This is a genomic window from Cytobacillus massiliigabonensis (assembly GCF_900199725.1).
Lineage (GTDB): Bacteria > Bacillota > Bacilli > Bacillales > Cytobacillaceae > Cytobacillus > Cytobacillus massiliigabonensis.
Genome location: NZ_LT904902.1, coordinates 733375 through 753770 on the forward strand (window position 1 = coordinate 733375; position 20396 = coordinate 753770).

Below are 20396 nucleotides of genomic sequence, written 5' to 3' on the forward strand. Positions count from 1 at the left end.
CTTCGGACTCGATCGGATGGATTTTCGCTGATGCTGTCCGAACTTGCGACTGCTTCGGACTCGATCGGATGGATTTTCGCTGATGTTGTCCGAACTTACAACTACTTCGGACTCGATCGGATGGATTTTCGCTAATGTTGTCCGAACTTGCAACTACTTCGGACTCGATCTGATGATTTTTCGGTGATGTTGTCCGAACTTACAACTACTTCGGACTCGATCTGATGGATTTTCGCTAATGTTGTCCGAACTTGCAACTACTTCGGACTCGATCTGATGATTTTTCGGTGATGTTGTCCGAACTTACAACTACTTCGGACTCGAACAAATGGATTTTCGCTGATGATGTCCGAACTTGCGGCTACTTCGGACTCGATCGGATGGATTTTCGCTGATGCTGTCCGAACTTGCGACTGCTTCGGACTCGATCGGATGGATTTTCGCTGACGCTGTCCGAACTCGTGACTGCTTCGGACTCGGTGAACAGAATTTTGTTTGCAAGTGTCCGAACTCATTGCCAACAACTCCCATTTCATAAAAAAAGTCTTCCAAAATAAGAAGACTTTATTGCTTTTTATCTATATTTGCTTTATTTATATTTTCAATTTCCTTCTGAATCACTTTGATTTGTTCTTCTTTTTCCTTCTGAGTTTTCGTACCATCGCTATTTATCATTGCAATTTGTTTATTTTTCACTGCTATTTGCAGGGCCACATCCTTCAATTCTACTGCTAAGCGGAAAGATTCATTGATTTTCTCTTGTCTCAAATAGCTGTGTGCAGCAAGTTTTTTTGCACGCTTGTCATCTTTTAGCTGCTCACTGAAAATTTTGATTATCCGATCATCTTCTTTTCCAAGCCATGCTTGTTCGATTTGTACAACTGGTGAATCTGATTTCAAGGATAAAAGCGCTTTTTTCGCATCATCTGTATTCAAACTTACTAGCTTTGATGCAATCGCTCCATGTAACTCAGAATCAAGATTTGCTGCCTTGCTTAAGCTTTCCGGTGTATTGAGTTCAACATACTGCTGTGCTAAAACCTTCTTTTCTTCATCTGAAAGATCTCCGGCAGCCTCTAACGCTTTAATCGCTTCTTCACTTTCTCCCGCTAAAATCATTTTATATCCAGCTAAGATTTGCTCCTTGGCTTCCTTTTCATTTTCTGCCTGTTCCAGCTGGCTTTTAAGCTGACTTTTATCTTGGTTGCTTGCAGCGAGTGCAGACGATCCCGGCTTTACCTGAACAAGATAAGTAATTATTGTTCCAGCCAATAATCCAAACACTAGTATTCCTAATGCAGCCCCCCATTTTTGAACAGGTGTCTCTAACTTAATACGTTTATTTTCCACCTTAGTATCTATAGCTGTTGCTTTTTCTGCCTTTGATTGTACGGGTACAGCTGGTGTCGGCTTTTTTATCTTTTTCTCAGGAACTTGCTTCCTTTCCTGCACCTTCATAGAAAGTGCCTGTTCCATTTCAGAAAAAGATTTCGCTTTTGCCAGCTTTTCAATAAATGCGTTTTGAATAGGAATCGTTGTTAAATTCTTTTCAAGCAATTCAAAAAAGGATTTACCAGTAAATAAGGAGAGCAACAAGCATTTCATTTGAAAAATAAATTCTTTTCCATTATCTTGTTCCGGCGGAAGGAGCGCTCGTATACCCCGATGGACAAACTTCACTTCCCCTTCCTCGTTGGAATATATATTATCTGGATGAATATAGGTTGTAAATTGGGTTCCTTGAATTTGCTTGATTTTTAAAATGTTCTTTGCGATCTTTTGCTTCTTTTGTAATGATTCTTGGTTTCTAGCTCTTAAAGGCCGAAACCCAGATGGAAGCTCGTAGCTTAAATAAATCTTTCCTTCGGTCAATTCTTGTTTTATGCATTTGAGAAAAAAGCTGTCCTCTTTTCTTAATTCACTAAGCTGTTCTTCCTCCTGTACATTTGTCATCCCTAATGGAATCTCCATCACTGCTTCATGAGTGTCCTGTAACAAGACTCCATGAGGCAGCTGTATTCGTTCGATCATTTTCATACCTCCTAACTAATGGGACATGGTTCCTGTCCCCATGTCCCTGCCTAAAAGCCGAAATTTAATAATCCGCCGAAGAAATACTTTGAAAATGTTCCGGATGTTAAGGCAATAAAAATGGCAAATACTGCATAGGCGATAAAAATGCCATAAATCGCATCAAACTTTGCCTTTGCTTGCATACGATAAGAAAAGAAAGCCAGGATAAGTGCAATTTGTAATCCGGATAAAATTAGCATTGACACAAAGCTTGTCATCTTTCCTAACCCAGGCAGAGCCAAAATAAAATATAGTACGGATAACGCAGTTGGAATGGTAATTAATGCACCAAATCTCCCTAGTACTTGATGAAAACTTACATCTACCTTTAATAGCCATTTCAAGATCCCAAAGATGACGCCAACAACTACAAATGAAGCAAGTGCGGCATAAATGAAGACGGAGAAAAAGGTCTCAGCAAAGCTAACACTGCTTGCAAAAAAACTAAACATGCCAGCAGTTGATTTTAATTGGAAATAACTTCCTAAAGCATAGAGAAACGAAAGAACAAAAATATTTATATACCCATAAAGAAAATCTTGATTTCCATGACTTAAACCTTTCTGGACCGGCGCCTTCAAATTCTCAATCACAAAGTGCCAATAGTTTTTTGCTGTTTTTTGAACTTTTTCCAAGCTTTCATTTTTCTCTTTATTTTGGTCTTGCTTTTGCTGTGCACCATCTCCCATTGACATATCAATATGAGGCTGTAGCGAAGCGGCAACCTCCATTTCTGTTACCTGTTTTCCGCAAACCATACAAAACTTATCATTATCTATCAGTTCATTCCCACATCCAGCACAATTCATCTTTTGTTCTCTCCCTTCATCGGGACAAGGGGACAGGAACCCTGTCCCACATTCCCTAAATTGGGACGAGGAACCTGTCCCCCTGTCCCTACCCCTGTCCCTAATCGATTAAAATGTAAAAAATGACGCCTAGGAAGAAAAGGATGGAAAGGACATAATTTGTTCGCACCCAGCTTTTTTTCCATGGTGGCACGTTTGTTTTCACGATTTCATCCTTTGCCGAAAGGAGCAGTTCTTTTACTTCAGCGGCAGATTGAATCCGTTCCTCCTGCTTGGTTTTGACTAAAAGCCGTATGCATTTCTTCGTACTCTTGGATAAGAATTTTCGAATAGCTTGGACTGGCTTTTGGGCAATGTACACATACTTTCCGCCTGTCAGCAAGTAATACATGAGCGCGCCAAGGGAGAACAAATCCGTTCTTGTATCTGACTGCTGCTTTTCGAATTGCTCAGGTGCAGCGAAGCCAACGGTCCCAATTTGCAAGGTATCCTTGCCCTTCTCATGCACATACTTTCTTGCTATCCCAAAATCAATCAGCTTCAGTCCGCCGCTTTTGGTCATCATAATATTTGCTGGCTTTAAATCCCGGTAGATTACTGGAGTTGGCTTTAACGTATGCAAATAATGAAGCACATCACATATTTGAATAGCGATATCGACAACATCCTCCTCTTCCAGATGTGATTCATTCTGTTCAAACACTTCAAGCAGCGTCTGCCCTTCAATAAATTCCTGAACTAAGTAAAAATAGCGCTCATCACTTGAGGAGAAAAAATCTGCAATCTTTGGAAGCCCTGGATGATCCAGCTCACTCAAAATTTTTGCTTCCGAGAAAAGCCTTTTGGAGATTTTCTTCTCCATATCACCGACTTTAATTGCCCATAAGCGGTTCGGCTCTTTTATTTCATTCGCTAAGTAGACGACTGACATGCCACCTTCACCGATTGGACGAATAACTTGATAACGATCCTTCAATATCTCGCCACATTCCAAGTGAATATTATGTTTAGCCATTTTTTCTGCCCCACTGTTTATATTTCAAAAATGAAAGAAGCCTCGATTTTTCATGATCTTTGTTTCCTGCTTCCTTTTCAAATATATTTCTTAACAGGATGACCGTAATATTGTCTCTAGTTCCCGAATAGGCAGCGAGCTTAACGAGATAATCCGTCAATGTCTGAAAATTGGTATATTCTTTTTCAAGCCCAAGAATCGTTTCGCTAATTTCCTCATTTGAAAACATCGAATAAAACCCGTCACTGCAAAGCAGGAATAAATCACTAGGCTGATAGAATCCGAGCTGGCTCCATGGATCTACCCCTTTTTCAATCCCGAGGCATTGTGTCAGCACATTGCGTTTTCGGTGCTGCCTTGCCTCTTCCTTCGTTAATCTGCCTTTTTTTATTTCCTGCTCCACCCATGAATGGTCTTCCGTTAATTGTGTCATCTCCACGTCCATTTCCAATGTCTCCGTATGCTGACGTGTAAGTCTCTCCTCTTGACCCTTTGACCGGAAAAAATTTTGGAAGCCTACATTTCCGCCTTTAAATTGGTAAATACGGCTATCGCCTACATGGCAAATCGCATATCTTCCTTTATATAGCATTAAAATAGACAGTGTCGTACCAATTTTTGTCCCAAACCGCAATAATTCCTCATTCATTTTCTTGCATAATTGGGTCATTTCCTTAATCAGCTTTTGCAGCATATCCCTTTTCTTCAGAAACTTCTGGATGTTCTTCTCCCACCACTGATTCAGCCTCTCTATCGCAATTTGACTAGCAGTGTCCCCGCCCTGATAGCCTCCCATTCCATCGGCAATGGCTACCATCGTGAAATCATGGCCATCCCCATCTTCAACGATCTTGCAGAAATAGAAATCTTCATTTTTTCTTTTGACAGGACCTGTATCGGAAGAAATACCTACCTGCCAGTTTTCATTAGAGATCATTCCTCTTTACTCCCACAGGAATCGATATTCGACTTTTCCAATCGAAATGATATCCTCTTCATTTAGGGCATAAATCTTATATGGGACGAGCGTTTCACCATTTAATTTCGTTCCATTGCGAGAGCCTAAATCCTTAACGCCATAGCTGTTATCAATTTGGATAAATTCCAGATGGATACGGGAAACACCCACACTATCCTCCACATAATGAACGGCCTCTTCATTTCTTCCAATCGTATAATGACTTTCAGACAAAGAGATTTTTTCACGTTCACCATCGCGTTCAACTTCTAAATAGGGTTCTAATTTCTGCTGGAAAGAATTGTCCTCTTCTTCACCATCAGCTAGCAATACAGTATCATCATTCTCAACAAGAAGATTTGTATCTAATGAAAAAGAAGGCTGTGGTTCCTGATAGTAATGATTCTCTGTTCTCTCTTTGTTTATTGGCTGTTGAACTGGCTGATTTTGCGAAATATTCGATTCAATATTATATCCTTGCATACTGCTGTTTTGCGGCATCATTGTTCCCGCTGCTCCCACACTGTTGTAATAAGGCTGCTGACCGCCATAAGGAGCATAAGTCGGATGATTCATTCCCTGTCCCATATGCATGTTTTGAACTTGGGGTTCAAGCTGCTGATTGCCAGCAGCTACTTCCTCAATCGCTGTTATTTCTCCATTCGCACGTTTTAAAAATAAGAATATGCCGGCTGCAAGGACAACGATAGAAAGAACCCCGCTCGTATACAGCATCCCTTGATTCGGAATTGCCTCATATACTTTCCAAATAATTGTTAACGTCAGCAAGGCAAGAACAATAATATATACCTTCTGCCTTTGCGTAAAAGCAGATCCCCTCTTTCCTGTTGCCGCAGTATCCTTTTTCTTCTTCTTTTTAGAGGGAGCCTTTTCAGTCTTAATTGGATTGTCTGCAGCTGCATTGGGCTGAACCTGCTGCTGCATTCCTTGCAGCTGCGGATTTTGCCCGTTTGCCTGAAAAGGATCAGGGTTCTGCTGCTGAAAGGGTGTATGCACTTGCTGCTGAAATGGCTGTGGCTGATACCCATTGTATGGAGTCGGGCGCAGACGCTGTAAATCAAGCAGCAATTCCTTTAACCCTTTCAAGCTGAAAGCTGGGTCCTCTGCATATTGGGTAATATGCTTCTGCTCGCTTCCTTGAAGGCTTTCTACTCTTTTCACCACACTTGCTAAAAGCTTCTTTAATTCTTCTAAAGTCGTTCCTTCTTTTTCAAATGAATCCATTGGCAAATACATAAGGAAGAGCTCTTTCGCATCCTTTCCAACATAGATAAAGTCTTCATTTAATATGTAGTGATGTTCATTTAACATGTATAGTTTGCTCTGCTCGAGCGTCGTAATAATTTGGATAAAAAGCTGATAAAAATCGTAGGAAGATAACGTATGATTCTTTAAATGAGACCGCAAATTTCGTTTCGATGTAATGTCATAATAAAGACGAATTTTAAAATCCAGCTCCTCAATTGAAAGAGGAAGGAGATTAGGAATTTGATTCGATTCCATCATCCGCATTTGTAATGGGATCAGCATGTTTTCTGCTAACTGCTCTCCATTCTTTTCCTGAAGCACTAAGTAGTGCCCATTTTTTTGATAAAAGTCATAGCCAATTCCGTAGATTGAATCCATCTGGTTCCCTCCTAAAAGTAGATTAAAGTTCCTGCGTCCCTAATAAACAAAATAATAATAGTAATAGGTTGTTATCACGGAAGGAATTACGGCATACATAAAAGGAAATCTCGTCCCTTTCGTTGCCTTAAAATCCTCTAATTCGCTTAAATCCTTTGAAAGCACTGAACCTAACAAAGCAAAAAAGGCGCTTGTCAGCTTGTACAAAATCGTTCGAGTAAACAAAAGGATAATGACACCAATAATTCCCGCATAAACAATAGAATACATTGTCAAGTAAAGGGAAACCTCTATCCCTACGATTGAGCCGATCGCAGCGAATAATTTCGCATCCCCAGCACCAACCGCACGAAAAATATATAATAGAATAAAAATAATTCCTGCGACTAATAAGCCTAATACGGAAAAAATAAGACCTTGAATTCCATCAGCAATCAGATGGAAGCTAAGCCCGAAGGCGATTCCAGAAACGGTGAGCCAGTTTGGCAGTTTGCTATATTTCACATCGAAATATAACGCAATAAGTAAATAGATAAATAGACAATAATCATAAATATGCAGCTGCATGTCTTAACACCTCCTTAAGCTCCTGACCAGAGCCGTTCATATGCTTTTTTATGCAAGGTTATTTTCTTATTCACAAATGGGGCTGTGATGCTTACTTCATAGGAAGCCTTTATTTCAACATACGCCTCTCCCCCAGATAAGCTTGAAGGAAGCTCCACCTCCACTTTTAATTTATCCTTATTAAATAGGGCATCCTTATTCGACTGTTCGAACTTGGATTGAACAGGACTTGTTAATATATTTCCTGCTAAACCATTGACATAATCCATTATGCTAATGTCGAGTTCCTTCAATACTGAATTCGCCAGTGTCTTTATATCGTCTAATGAGATAACAGATCTTGTATATGCCTTTATTTTTGAATCCAATGCATCATTTACCCCTTTTTCCAACAAGGCTGCAGGATAAACATGAGCCGCAACAACCTCTGCTGTATCATTCACCGCATTTCTTAAAGCCATGTCTGCTACGGAAATCCGAATAATCGTTGCTAAAAAAACTACAAATAATAGAAACACCGGCATCACCATCGCAGCCTCCAATGTCAAACTGCCATCCTCACTTCTTCTAAATTTCTTAAGCATTGAGCTGTTCCACCCCCCTTTATTTCAATATTCCAACATTGGTACACACTAATTTTTTATATGCTAACAAGCATCCTTGCCTAGAAGTACCCTCTTAATCTCACATAGATAGTCATTAACCATACATCTTTCCAGCGGATATTTCCCAGTAAATTCTTTTGCGAGCAAATCAAGATATAAGAAATACAGTTCCATAGCGGAACATTCATTAAATTGATTTCTCGTATGAATGTTCATCTTTGCATCCACTCAAAAAGGGGGTTAATTTTGTACAAGTATAAAGCCCTCCACTTCTTCCTCAGCATCTTTAAAAACCTGCACTATTTTATGGATTTCATCTCCTAAGTACTCTTTGCTTTTCTCGAAGTTTTCCCATACTATGAGTAATGGCATGTCTATCCATCCAGTTAAGCAATCCCATAGTGCGTCTAGATTTCCTCCATAGTAATCAGGGAGTTCTAGCTTATCTTTTATATGTTTATGAAACTTTTGCATATTAACAAAATGTTCGCCGTTTATAATTACTTTGGTCATAGCACTCCCCCGTTTGAATGATTTGCTATACATATTGCTTCATTGAACTAAGAGTTATAGATAGAAATATATTCAATCGGTGATTTACATTCATCCCAGCACTCTTCATCAAGTAGTTCAAAGCAAATTCCCGGATACTCTGGAATGATATAAACACCAAACTGTTCCTGCCAATTTCCAATGTACCTTTGCAATTCATCCAATGTGGATCCAATGCCTATTCGTTCCTTAAAGCGGCCTTGAAATTTATTAAAAACAGTAATTTGTGTAATCGTTTCACTAGTCTTATCAACCCAGAATTTGAAGTTTTCTTCTAAAATAATATATTTACCTTCTCTATCTTCAATCTGATATTGATTAGTTAAATTTTTTTTAAAAGTTTCTACTTTACATCCCAATCGAAAAATTCCTATTCTTTCGCCCGGGATTATTTCTCCGCTTGAGAGATTATCCATTTACTTTATCTCCTTTAAATGAATTAGCCCTCTTAATTCAGAGCCTTGATAAAAATCAATTAACTGGCCTGTTTTTTTGTCAACTATCACTGTTTTTCCTTCATAGATAATTGCCCTTTGGACAGTACCATTTAATTGACCAGGACCATTCCAAACACCTTCAAATATTGTTGCTTTTGGATTAACTTGATTAGTTTTAGCAAAGTGATAAGCAGCTAAATTATAATCTTTCTTAGATGTATAGCCCATATTTCGCCCATGCTTATTAAAATGTTTACCTAATTGATACATATTTGCATCTGAAATATTTATAATATTTTCATTGCCATTTGAACCATTATCCTTATCATTGGGATTCTCTTCGTTCCCATTTAACCCCCTATTTAGTTCCTCTGTCGTTTTATCAATCGCTTCATTAATTTCATCTGCCTTTTGATCTTCATTTCCCTCATCAGAGGAAAATGTATCTACCCCGTCATCTACAGAACTAAACAAAGACGATATTGAGTTTTTTATACTCTCAAACTTCTTTTTAATTTTTTCACCGGTATCTCGAAAATCCTCACTAACAGAGTCAAACCATCCGGTAATATAATCAAACCAATTGTCATCATCCATACTTACACTTACTGTTATATTGTTAGAATTTAATTCTGAAAGAATCGATTGTTTCTCTAGTGCTAAGGCATGTGACACAGGTAATAATTGAAAACCTAACATCATAATGAGAATGCATAATGGAATCATTTTAGATAAAAATTTTGTTTTCATTATTTCATTCCTTTTCGTTTCTACTATTCATTTCATCCAGTTCATGATAAGGATTCAAAATATGATTTCCTACTTCATTAATGGTATCCTCTATTTCTGACTTAATAGATGGAGATAGATTACTAATAGTCATGATTGAATTCTTAGCTAACGTAAAACATTTCTCAAGACCTAGGTTTACAACGATATATAAAATGGTATCGACATCGTCATAAGAGTCAGTATTCCAAAGTTTACAAAGCTCCTTATCAATCCTCTCTCTTAAATCTTCTGCAAGTATTTTATATGTCATCGTTTGTCTTTCAGTTAGCACACTTAATATCTTCAAAAAAATTTCTTTATCCCTTTGATTTTTCTGATAAGATTCAAGCACCTCATTAAACATCAAGGCTATTTTTTCTATCGATAAAATATCTGGAAGTGATTGGTAACATTTCAGCTCCATCTTTTTTGTCTCCCTTTATTTGGAGTGTGGACTGCATCGATACTTTGATTTTTATACTATTTTCCATCAGAACCTAATGGTTTGATTCATTTGACTTCAATGATTGAATCGCATACTTTATATCCTCTTCCACTCCTATATCAGGGAACTTTTCCTGCAATTCTAAAAGACAATCGATAAATTTATTACTTTGAAATGCAAAAGATAAATCTTCAAAAATCTCACTTAACCAATACAATTCCTCTTTATTACTTGCTTTTAACAAAGAAATAGTTTCTTCTTCATCGTCTTTCAAAATACAGACCAGTTGGCTCCATATCACTTTAATTGCCGGATCGTTCGGGTTTATTTTCTTTCTCTTTATGATTAATTCAGATATTCTTTCTTTTAAACTCATTGTTTGGAATTTTCCTTTTCTGTTGTATCTGATGAACATGCAGCTAGAATACTTAAGGTTAAGACGACGATGCCTAATAACGTAATATCTTTTCTCATTTGTTGTTACCTCCATTAGGCCTTTGTAAGAGATCAATTTCCAACTCTTTCTGGAATTACTCCTGTTTGTGGAACATTTATTAATCTAATAGATTACTATCTCATCAAATCTTCCAAGCTATTCATTTTCAACCTCACCTAAACAAACGAAGAACTTTCATTTACTTAGCTGAAGCTAAAACTTATTAACATTTGGCAAACTTACGTTCAGTTTGCCAAATTGTATTTTTGCTCATAATTTATTGCGCTTCACTTTTATCAAATGTCCAAACGGTATTGTTCTTAACCGCCCCTGACTTTACCAAACCTTTTTTAGTCCGTATGTAATATGTTTCTGAATCTAACCCATGAAATACAATTTCACCTGTTATGGATTTTCCAGGCTCAATTACACCTGATAATGCCTTAATGCTTTGGTAATTTTTTGAATAGTCACCAGCACCGCCACCATCAATATCGCTTGAAAGTTCTAGATTATCAATGATATCCAGAACATTCATAGGATCATTCCCAATATTATCTACAGTAATTCCAGCAATAAAAAAGTGATCAAACATAGAGGTCTTTCCATCTATTTCATCCTTCATTGTTACTGAATCTATTGTAATTGCATATTTTCCAATCGTTGTTTCAGTTTGACCCGTATCACCAATTTTTAAATCTATTTGATCTTCCAAATTACCTAAGTTTGTAACTTCTACTTTATCCGCTTCAGTATCTTGATTGTTGTCACCCAAAACTTGTACATTCTCATTTTTTTCCTTTTTATTATTTATATCTACATTTATTGGCTTAGCTTCTTTTTCTGTTGTATCTGATGAACATGCAGCAAGAATGCTTAAACTTATACCAATGGTGCCTAATAGCACAATAATTTTTCTCATCCGTTATTACCTCGTAAATGAATTATTTTAAAAATATACCTACATAACTTCATGATTGCATGGTCACTAATATTTAGCAGATCTGATAACAATTTGATATATTTTTATTTACTGTATTTCTTTTTTGGTAAAACTCCATATTGTATCATTTTTCACTGCACCCGATGAAAGAAGTCCTTTCTTTGTTCGAATATAGTATGTATCTGAATCTATGCCCTGAAAAAGAATATCTCCGGTAACTGATTGACCAGGTTCAACTTTTCCAATTAGTGGATTTACCTCTGTATATAATTTAGAAAAGTCACCATCACCACCAAACTTTAAATCCTCTGTGAATGCAAGGTTATCCACAATATCCGCTGCATCAAAGGCCGTTTCCCCTATATTTTTTAAAGTAATCTCACCTAAGAAGTAGTGATCAAGACTAGGTGTCTTGCCATCTATAGTATTTTTTATTTTTACCGAGTTGAGAGTAATTTCATATTTTGCTATTGTGCTTTCTGTTTGTCCAGTATCACCTATTCTTAAGTCTGTTTGATCAATAAAGTTCCCTAAAGTTGCTGTACTTTCTTCTTTTTTATTTTCCTCTTTACTTGAGCCATTATCTTCTTTACTTACTCCCGATACTTGAATATCCTCACCTTTTTCCTCTTCATTATTAATCTCTACTTTAATTGGTTTAGCCTCTTCCTTATCTGTGGAATCCGATGAACATGCAGTTAGGATACCTGTACTCGTTATAGCTGCTGCGAATAAAATGAATATTTTCCTCATATCTCTTTTTTACCCCCGATTAATGGACTCAGTAAGAGTAATACATTTCCTATTCAATAAAATAACGATCGTTTCTTACTCTTCCCGTAATTGGTTTTTGTTTGTAGAGCATTTATTAATCTAATAGGATACTATCCCTTCAAATCTTCCAAGCTATTCAGTTTCAACCTCACCTAAACAAATGAAGATCTATCATTTACTTAGATGAAACTAAAACTTTTTACCATTTGGCAAACTAGCGCTTAGTTTGCCAAATGGTGTTTTTCACTCATAATTTATTGGGCTTCACTTTTATCAAATGTCCATGTTGTTTTATTTTTGACTGCACCAGCTGCTATTAAACCACTATTTGTTCGGATAAAGTATTTGTCCGAATCGAATCCTTGAAAAACCACTTCACCTGTTATAGATTGTTCTGGTTCAATTGCTCCCTTAAGCGGATTACTTGGAGGGTAGAAGTCATTATACTCACCCCTACCACCACCTTCTAAATCATCAGTCAACTCAAGAGTACCTATTGTTTCAATTGCATCAATATTACTTTCACCTATATTCTTCACAGTAAATTCAACCACAAAAAAATGATCAACATCGGGAGATTCACCGTTTATTTCATTTTCCATGCGGACATTATTTACTGTAATTTGATATTTACCTAAGGTACTCTCGGCTTGACCTGTATCTCCTATATTTAAATCCATTTGATCTTTAAAATCTCCTATAGTTGTATCTGCTTTTTCTTCCTTTTTAGTATCATCTGTTTCAGTATTTTCTTTGTTTTCTCCTGAAACTTGGACATCTTCACCTTTTTCCTCTTCATTATTCATTTCAACTTTAATTGGTTTAGCCTCTTCCTTATCTGTGGAATCCGATGAACATGCAGTTAATATACCTGCACTAATTATAGTTGCTGCAAATAAAACTATTATTTTTTTCATATGTCTTTTACCTCCGATTAATGGTCTTAGTAAGAGTAATCAATTTTCTTATCAATAAAATATCGACCATTTTCTACTCTTCCTGTAATTGCCCCTGTTTGTCCAAGCATTTTCGTTACCCCTGGTAAGAACCATAATTTAACTGAGGTTGAAGCTTCTCCACTCATATAAGTAGGTAACATTGTAAGGTCCGCCCCAGTATTATTTTCAATTAAAGCCATCATACGTGCGATTTTATTACCTTCTGGATGGATCAATAAAAATATCCTTAAATAATCCTTATATGTTGTTTCAAATTTTAGATTCGAAAAAAATTGTATGGATTTTCCTTTTTGAATTTCTACTAAATCATCAATTGTTTTTTCTAAAGCATAGGCCAATGCCGCTACCCACATATATGGACCAAATGCCCTTACATGAGGCTTCGTAAATGCCTCCAAAAAGTTCACCGCAAAGCGAAAGGCGAATAATTCGGTCATGGCGGCACTGAAGTTTGCACCTGTTGTGTTCAGCCCATACAGGATGTATTCGACTTCGTTGTTTTCAAGTGAGAAGCTGTCTGCCCCAGTTAGTTTGAAGTCATGGCTTTTGAATTTCGTTAAAATGTATTCATTGATATAGACCTTGTCTCGTGAATCTAGTAAGGTATCGCCGATGGCTTTGAAGACTTTGTCTACGAAGTCCATGGCATCTTTTGCGGCTTTGTCTGGATCCTCACGGTTAAATTCATTTTGGCTTGATTCGATCGCGCCTTGGTATTTCTCAGCTAACACAGCAATTTCTTGAAGCAATTGATTATCATGTGTATATTTTGCTGCCTCTCTAAGCGCATCATCTAATTGTTTATTCACATCTTCTAAATTCTTGTCTGCTTCTTTATCCTTTTCTTTGACTTCTTCATCCTTAATGACAGGGCGATCCTTGGTTATTATCGTTACGGCTCCATCAATGGCTGATGTCTGGCCGCTGATATCAATGGATAAACCGCCGCCTCCGGGAAAGCTTGCAAGGAATTGGCTAACTCCTACAATGTTGCTTTCCACTAGGATGATGGCCTCATTAATTTTTCCTTTCAGGCTGTCAAAGAATGCCTGTTTAATGACATAATCGTCAAGCTTTGCATTGGCTTCGGCAATTCCATCCTTTGTTCCGTTGGCATTCCCTTTGTCCTTTTGTTTCAGTTTTGCTGCTTCGTTGGCACTTCCGTAATTGTTTCTCGCTTCCGCCCGTTTATCTTTGATCGTTTTTTCCACTTTCTTATTTAGTTCTTCTGCCTCTTCAACAAGCTTCAACGCTTCCTGTAAATCAGCTAAAACGTTATTTAACTCGGCCAGTAAAGCTGTTGCAGCCGCAATCACCGCTGCTTCTGCGGTTTTTACGCTTTGCTCATAGGCTGCCTTGTCCTCATCCGACGCATCATCGTCAGGCGGATTGCTGATAAGGTCATTGTATGCTTCTATACTTTTTTCCAAAGCAGTTGCAAGAATGCTTGAGCTGCTGCTTTTCCCGCGTGCATCGTCAAGCTTTTCCTTTGCCTTATCAAGCTTTTCCTCACGCTTGTCGACATCCTTCTGGATACTCTCTGCAATATCCACATAAACCGAAGCCTGTTCCATTGCTTCAGATACTTGAAGAAAGCCTTCAATGATTGATTTTCCAACCTCCATTGGGGCAATATACTTCATTTCCTCTAGGATTTGGTATTCAATCGTTGTCTTATTTGACAGCATCCGATCTTCATCAAGTGTTGTCGTGATTTCTCCCTCCGGCTTCGTATCAATAAAGCGGTAATAATCGCCTTCCTCCAGGTCTAAGTTTTCTTCGAATACCTTTTTAAATATTTCATCCGCTTCCCCTTGTCCCCCATCAAAGCCAAATAGGCCATAGCCTTTTACATCCTGATTATAAGCAGACATGGTGGAACGGATCGCGGCTTTAATGGCATTATCCGTTTCGCGCTCTGCAGCCATAATGCGGACAAAATCAATTAACACACCGTTAAAGATAAAAAGGAGAAGAGTAATGATAATTGCATATATGGATACTGCTCCCTTTTCATCGATAAAAAACTTATGAAAGCATTTTTTCACCCATCCCATTTATTCATCTCCTTTCTATCTTTAAATTTCTGTTATTTTTTCTTTTTCTTGCTCTTATTCTTAAAATCTGTGATATATCCACCATATTCTTTAATATCTTTAACAAAGTAGGCGACAAAATCTGTCATACGGATAAATTCGACCGGCTCATTGAAAGAGCGGGTTGCTTTCGCTTCCATGAAATCAAGACCGAACAACTTCTTGACCACTCCCGGTAAATAAAGCGGCTGTTGAAGCGTGACGACAACTTTGCTTCCAAGAAGACCATTCTTAAATTCTACTTCTCCATCAATCGGACCAGGAATCTCTGCAATCAGTTCCTGCCGTTCCTTCTTCTCAACTAAGGCGCTGTCATTATCTCCTTTTATGCCAAATTGCTCCAAGAAATTATTAGAGGTTAACCGCCAATACAACCCATCATCCAAATCGGTCGTATACGTATCAAACTCCCCAGTTTCTACATCCTTTGAGCTGTTGCTCCAGGTGAAAGCTATATTGTCAGCAATGCGATTCGCATCAAATTGCAAAATCGATTTGTAATAAATGACAAGACTAAAGAACACAAGTGATAAAGTAATAAGGAGAAGCATCGGAAAAATCATCGATGCTTCAATGGTGAAATTCCCCTTATCACTTGCTAGAAAAGCTTTTATTTGCTTTTTCATAGCGAGCTTCTCCAACCTATTTATCTGATTGGAATTCTTTAACTTTATTGCCGCCAAAATCCAGTAGGTCTTTAACCCATGAACTGATTTGCTTTCTGAACGCTAAAGCAATAACTACAATAACCGCAATAATAAGCATGATTTCCAGTGTTTGAAGCCCTTCCTCATCTTCCCAAAACTTAGTAAACCAATTAGAAACTGCACTCATTTTCAAATCCTCCATTTATTCATTTTTTTGGTATTACAATATGGTAATTGCCGGAAAACCGACGATTATCATAACAGCAACGAAAATTAAAATTAACGGAAATACCAACTTCGAGGAAGCTTCTTCCCCTTTTGTTTTCGAAATGTTTTTCCGCTTTTCCCATAGGTTTTGCGATAATTCACGCAAGGACAAAATAAGGTCTTGTCCACCTTTACGATAGTTTAGTAGAACCGTCGTTGTAAAAATGGCTACTTCCTGAATGGCACATTTTTTACTTAGCTCATTCATAACATGGGTAAACGGTTCGTTACTTGTCAGCATGTTTACACAATCTTTTAATTCTTTATAAAGTGGCGAGTTATGGTTCTCCTTCATCTCCACACAGCGAATTAATGCCTGCTGGACCGTTTCCCCTGCATTTACAAGCAGAATGATTTTGTTTACAAATTCAGGGAGCTCCATCAATATCTTCTGCTTTCTCTCTTTTTCCATTGTGGAAAGCTGATTGATCAAATAGGTTGGGATAATAATTGTAAACATGAGACCTACCATAAATAGCAAATGATCACCTGATGAAAGCAAAGCAAGCATAAATGAGCCTAATAGACTAAGCAGCAGAATGGATATAAGCTGAACAATAAACATGCGCGAATGCTTGAGTGCATCACGGCTGCCATGCAGGCTGATCATCTTCTGCTGGATGAATGCTACTTGTGTATGCAGACGCTCCAATAGCTTCAGCTTTGTCACTATGTGCAATGACACGGGTGCCATAAACAGCAAAGGATACTTTCCATTGAATTCAGCAATCACCCCCTCATATTTATTGCGCGACGCTAGTGAGAGAAGAAAATAAATTAGCGCAAGAACAAAGAATAATACTCCATATACAATCAATTTCGATCACACCTTAATATTCATAATTCGCTGGCTTAGCCAAAAAGAAAACACGAGCAGCGCTAAACAAAATGTCATAACAATTGGACCGATGCTCCCCCACTCATAAAGCGGGGCTAAATAATCGCCAGAGCTGTATTTGAGCAATGCAATCATGACAATGGGCATGACAGAAAGGATTCTTGATTCAAACTTCTTTTGAGCAACCATTACTTGCACTTCTTGCTGAATATCAATCTTCTCACTAATGACGTCTGCCGTTCGCCGAATAACCTCTACTAAGTTGCCGCCAGTCCGCTTACAAGTAATGAAGATGTCGGAAAAATTAATAATGTCTTCCAGATCAGAACGAATCGCAAAATCTTGAACCGCCCTTTCGATCGTTTCCCCATTTTCCACACGCCGGTTAATAATTTCAAATTCTCTTATGATATGCGTATTGGGATCAGGATATAAAAGCTTTAAATCGCTTACGACTTCCCTAAAGCTATTTTCAATAGACCTGCCTGCAGCCAAGGATGAGGAGAGCGAGGCAATGGCTTCTTTAAATTGAACAGCCAGCTTTTCCTTCCTCTTTTCCAATAAGCTTTTCCGCTGAATTCTCGGATAATAGAACCCGACAGCGGCAACGATCATTGAAGCAATAATGCTTTCATAGAACAAATAGCCAACAAGAAAGAGGACAACCATGGAAGTAATCATATAGAAAAGATATTCCTTCAAGCTTAAATGATAGGCAGAATAATCAATTAGGTGCCCTTCTACCTTTCTGATTCGTTTTCTTGCCGCTTCTTCTCTTTTCTCGACTGCTTTTTGAACAAGTGCGCTTTTATTCGCTTCTTTTTTTCCGACAATTACGCCTTCCTTTTCCTGCTTCTTTTTCCGATGATTCAAAAAAAAATAAATCCCAAAAATGACTGGAAGAAGCAGCAGAATTAACATATCGCTGTTCATTTATCCACCCCCATCCTTAAAAAACATTCGCCTCAACCGGCTTATAAATCCCTGCCTGCTTTAATTTCGAAACGGATTGAAGCTGATTTCCTGTCGGCAGCAGCCTGCCTAATATCTCCCCAGTGTCGCTTTCCCCTTCTTCAACAAATTCATATAAAGGATTTAGGATGATTTCTCCATCCTCTAACCCGACTAGCTCACTAATCGAAACAACCTTGCGGGAATTGTCGCGCAGCCGGGATAAGTGAACCATAATATCGATGGCTGAGTTGATTTGCTGGCGTATAACCTGAATGGGCAGGCTTGCCCCGCTTAACACCATTGTTTCCAAACGGCTAAGCATGTCCTTCGTTGAATTGGCATGTCCAGTTGAAAGGGAACCATCATGCCCCGTGTTCATTGCCTGGAGCATATCTAATGCCTCGGCTCCACGGACCTCCCCAACGATAATACGGTTTGGCCTCATACGAAGCGATGTACGGATCAGATCGCGGATCGTAATTTGCCCTTTTCCCTCGGTATTGGCGTTTCTTGTTTCCAGGCTAACAATATTCGGCACATTGTTGATTTGTAATTCTGCCGAATCCTCAATCGTGATGATCCGCTCTTGCTTCGGAATGAAGTTTGACAATACATTTAGGAAGGTTGTTTTACCTGAACCTGTTCCTCCCCCTATGAAAATATTGTATTTAGCAGCAACTAAATCTCGCAGGAAATCAGCAGCTTCCTCTGTAATTGCCTTTTTTTCGATTAAATCCTCAATCATTAATGGCCGTTCAGGGAATTTACGAATCGTCATGACCGGGCCCTTTAAGGCAAGTGGCGGTAAAACAACGTTTACCCGGGAGCCATCCTGCAGCCTTGCATCAACAATTGGCGATGATTCATTGACAACCCTATTGACCTTTGACACGATTGCTTGAATGATATCCTCTAATTTTTGCTGGCTTTCAAATTGAATATTCACTTTGGAAACTTCCCCATCACGCTCAATGAAAATTTCTTTATGGTTATTGACCATAATTTCGGTGATTGATTTATCATCGATCAAAGGCTGTAGCACATCATAGCCCCGAAAGGCATGATACGTTCTTTCCACTAGCCATTTAATCTGTTCAGAATTCATATGATTCGTTTGTGCTGCTTCAAAGACGGCGGTTTCCACATATTCCAATAATTCCTCATTTGGAATTGAATGCATTAAATCCAATGTTTCGCGGAGCTTTTGAATAATGTCCTTTACAATTCGTTCATCAATCAATGGTCACACCTGCCTGTTTTCCAACAACGATATCCTCTGTTATGGAAAGAAGCTCTTGCGTAAATAATGGATGGTAGAAGACTTGCTGTGCATCCACCACTTGTGCCCATTCCATAATGTTTGGAAGATAGCCGATAATTGGCAGATTATACGGGTAATAGGCTTGCGGGAAATGTCCCATAAAACGATTCATCACAAATGACGCCTTTTCTGCTAATCCGTGCTCTGTGCCTATGACATCATCTAATCTCTCAAGCAATGCTGATGTTTTCTGGAAGCTTTGAATATCATTATTCAATAGCCAGACTACTTGATTGCTTTCCTCAAAAGCAGCAATGTTTCGCTCATGAACAGAGCTGTCAAGGTCAATAAGAATGTAATCATATTGTTCTGTCTCTATAAGTGCATGTATCAGTTTTTTAATTTCATCTTTTGTAATAGACATCATTTCATCTGGACAAGGAGGAAGATCAAAATAATCGACCTTCGAGTGGTCATCGTACTTCTTTAATGCCTCTACCTTTGCTAACAGCTGGTCAGGTCTCGCCTTCAAGTAATAGAGAATTTGCAGGGAAGGCAGGTCCCCTTGAGAGCGAAAATAAAGAGACGTCGAATTGAGCAGTTCAAGATTTAAATAAAATACTTTATGCCCCTTTAATGCCAGCTGCCTGCTTATATTGACAGCAATCGTTGTTTTGCCAGACCCGCCTATCGGAGAATAAATGGAAATGACCTTGGTTTTAATTCCCTTGCGAGCAAGACCGGAAAAGTTTGAAAAATTCTCATAATAGATAGAAAGAATGGAAGAAAGCAATTTATTTAAGGGCTGAAATTTAAATACTTCAAAGATCCCTTCTTTAGCAAAGTTCTCTCCCTCCTGTAAAAAAACGACCATGCCTTTCTCACTAACTAGCATCTCCTTCGCATAAAGAGCTGGCTGGACTAGCAATATATCATATCCTTGCCCTGATGCCAGAAAATGCTTCATGCTCTCCTTTGTTGAAAAAAGCTTAATATCAAACTTTGAATGCAAGTTTGAAGAAATAATATACTCATTAAAGGATTTCAAAAAAAGAGAGTCAGAATCTAATAGGATTAACTGCAATTTTTTCAAAAACACCACCAACTTTCATTAAAGTAGTATAGCTTTCTAAGTTATTTTCATTTGTAATTTAATAAATTTGGGTATAAATACTCAGATTTAGTCTTTTTACATTCTCCTTCCACAACATGTGTAGACTATTCAGGTTTCTAGGAGAAAAGTTACATTCTCTCATCGTTTACTAATTGCCCAAATAAACAATGATGCACTTTATACCTAATAAAAGGATAAAAAATGAGCAGTTGGTTATACAAAGATTCG

At 38.0% G+C, this 20396-nt stretch carries 23 protein-coding genes; all 23 read right to left on the minus strand.

The features are described 5' to 3' along the window. Positions 1–564: 564 nt before the first annotated feature. Positions 565–2031, minus strand: coding sequence for a type VII secretion protein EssB/YukC (locus C1726_RS04060; protein ID WP_180968090.1), 1467 nt, complete (start codon positions 2029–2031; stop codon positions 565–567). A 50-nt stretch (positions 2032–2081) separates the two neighbouring features. Next, positions 2082–2882, minus strand: coding sequence for a zinc ribbon domain-containing protein (locus tag C1726_RS04065; protein WP_102272002.1), 801 nt, complete (start codon positions 2880–2882; stop codon positions 2082–2084). 100 nt (positions 2883–2982) lie between these two features. Then, on the minus strand, positions 2983–3897 hold the full coding sequence (locus tag C1726_RS04070; RefSeq protein ID WP_102272003.1) for a serine/threonine protein kinase: 915 nt from the start codon (positions 3895–3897) through the stop codon (positions 2983–2985). Next, on the minus strand, positions 3890–4834 hold the full coding sequence (locus C1726_RS04075; protein ID WP_102272004.1) for a PP2C family protein-serine/threonine phosphatase: 945 nt from the start codon (positions 4832–4834) through the stop codon (positions 3890–3892). The genes C1726_RS04070 and C1726_RS04075 overlap by 8 nt, the downstream gene beginning before the upstream one ends. A 6-nt stretch (positions 4835–4840) precedes the next feature. Further along, the gene (locus C1726_RS04080) at positions 4841–6502 is read right to left on the minus strand and encodes a DUF6382 domain-containing protein (RefSeq protein WP_102272005.1); all 1662 of its coding nucleotides are present in this window, start codon (positions 6500–6502) and stop codon (positions 4841–4843) included. 39 nt (positions 6503–6541) lie between these two features. Continuing rightward, a complete protein-coding gene (locus C1726_RS04085) occupies positions 6542–7069 on the minus strand; it encodes an A24 family peptidase (protein ID WP_102272006.1) in 528 nt (175 codons plus the stop codon). A 14-nt stretch (positions 7070–7083) separates the two neighbouring features. Then, the gene (locus C1726_RS04090) at positions 7084–7653 is read right to left on the minus strand and encodes a TadE/TadG family type IV pilus assembly protein (RefSeq protein ID WP_102272007.1); all 570 of its coding nucleotides are present in this window, start codon (positions 7651–7653) and stop codon (positions 7084–7086) included. Positions 7654–7716: 63 nt separating this feature from the next. Then, on the minus strand, positions 7717–7890 hold the full coding sequence (locus tag C1726_RS26070; RefSeq protein ID WP_180968091.1) for a hypothetical protein: 174 nt from the start codon (positions 7888–7890) through the stop codon (positions 7717–7719). A gap of 24 nt (positions 7891–7914) precedes the next feature. Beyond that, positions 7915–8187, minus strand: coding sequence for a barstar family protein (locus tag C1726_RS04095; RefSeq protein WP_102272008.1), 273 nt, complete (start codon positions 8185–8187; stop codon positions 7915–7917). Between the two features lie 47 nt (positions 8188–8234). Further along, positions 8235–8642: a hypothetical protein gene (locus C1726_RS04100; protein ID WP_102272009.1), complete on the minus strand. Its 408-nt coding sequence runs from the start codon at positions 8640–8642 to the stop codon at positions 8235–8237. Further along, a complete protein-coding gene (locus C1726_RS04105; protein WP_102272010.1) occupies positions 8643–9413 on the minus strand; it encodes a hypothetical protein in 771 nt (256 codons plus the stop codon). Positions 9414–9417: 4 nt separating this feature from the next. Beyond that, positions 9418–9858 (minus strand): hypothetical protein, encoded by a 441-nt coding sequence (locus C1726_RS04110; RefSeq protein ID WP_102272011.1) that lies wholly within the window; start codon positions 9856–9858, stop codon positions 9418–9420. A 73-nt stretch (positions 9859–9931) separates the two neighbouring features. Beyond that, positions 9932–10255, minus strand: coding sequence for a hypothetical protein (locus C1726_RS04115; protein ID WP_102272012.1), 324 nt, complete (start codon positions 10253–10255; stop codon positions 9932–9934). A 337-nt stretch (positions 10256–10592) separates the two neighbouring features. Continuing rightward, on the minus strand, positions 10593–11237 hold the full coding sequence (locus tag C1726_RS04120) for a DUF4352 domain-containing protein (protein WP_102272013.1): 645 nt from the start codon (positions 11235–11237) through the stop codon (positions 10593–10595). Between the two features lie 108 nt (positions 11238–11345). Beyond that, entirely contained in the window at positions 11346–12011 is a 666-nt protein-coding gene (locus C1726_RS04125; protein WP_102272014.1) for a hypothetical protein, read from the minus strand. 275 nt (positions 12012–12286) lie between these two features. Next, positions 12287–12949 (minus strand): hypothetical protein, encoded by a 663-nt coding sequence (locus C1726_RS04130; RefSeq protein ID WP_102272015.1) that lies wholly within the window; start codon positions 12947–12949, stop codon positions 12287–12289. A gap of 26 nt (positions 12950–12975) precedes the next feature. After that, entirely contained in the window at positions 12976–15048 is a 2073-nt protein-coding gene (locus tag C1726_RS04135; protein ID WP_102272016.1) for a DUF5702 domain-containing protein, read from the minus strand. A gap of 32 nt (positions 15049–15080) precedes the next feature. Beyond that, positions 15081–15713, minus strand: a complete 633-nt coding sequence (locus C1726_RS04140) for a TadE/TadG family type IV pilus assembly protein (protein WP_102272017.1) — start codon at positions 15711–15713, stop codon at positions 15081–15083. A 16-nt stretch (positions 15714–15729) separates the two neighbouring features. Next, positions 15730–15921 carry a Flp1 family type IVb pilin gene (locus C1726_RS04145; RefSeq protein WP_102272018.1) on the minus strand — a complete coding sequence of 64 codons (192 nt, stop codon included), beginning with the start codon at positions 15919–15921 and terminating at the stop codon, positions 15730–15732. 33 nt (positions 15922–15954) lie between these two features. Further along, the gene (locus C1726_RS04150; protein ID WP_102272019.1) at positions 15955–16818 is read right to left on the minus strand and encodes a type II secretion system F family protein; all 864 of its coding nucleotides are present in this window, start codon (positions 16816–16818) and stop codon (positions 15955–15957) included. A gap of 6 nt (positions 16819–16824) precedes the next feature. Next, a complete protein-coding gene (locus C1726_RS04155; RefSeq protein ID WP_235822692.1) occupies positions 16825–17772 on the minus strand; it encodes a type II secretion system F family protein in 948 nt (315 codons plus the stop codon). 16 nt (positions 17773–17788) lie between these two features. After that, positions 17789–19033, minus strand: coding sequence for a CpaF family protein (locus C1726_RS04160; protein ID WP_235822693.1), 1245 nt, complete (start codon positions 19031–19033; stop codon positions 17789–17791). After that, on the minus strand, positions 19026–20147 hold the full coding sequence (locus C1726_RS04165; protein ID WP_102272020.1) for an AAA family ATPase: 1122 nt from the start codon (positions 20145–20147) through the stop codon (positions 19026–19028). The genes C1726_RS04160 and C1726_RS04165 overlap by 8 nt, the downstream gene beginning before the upstream one ends. Positions 20148–20396: the final 249 nt, after the last annotated feature.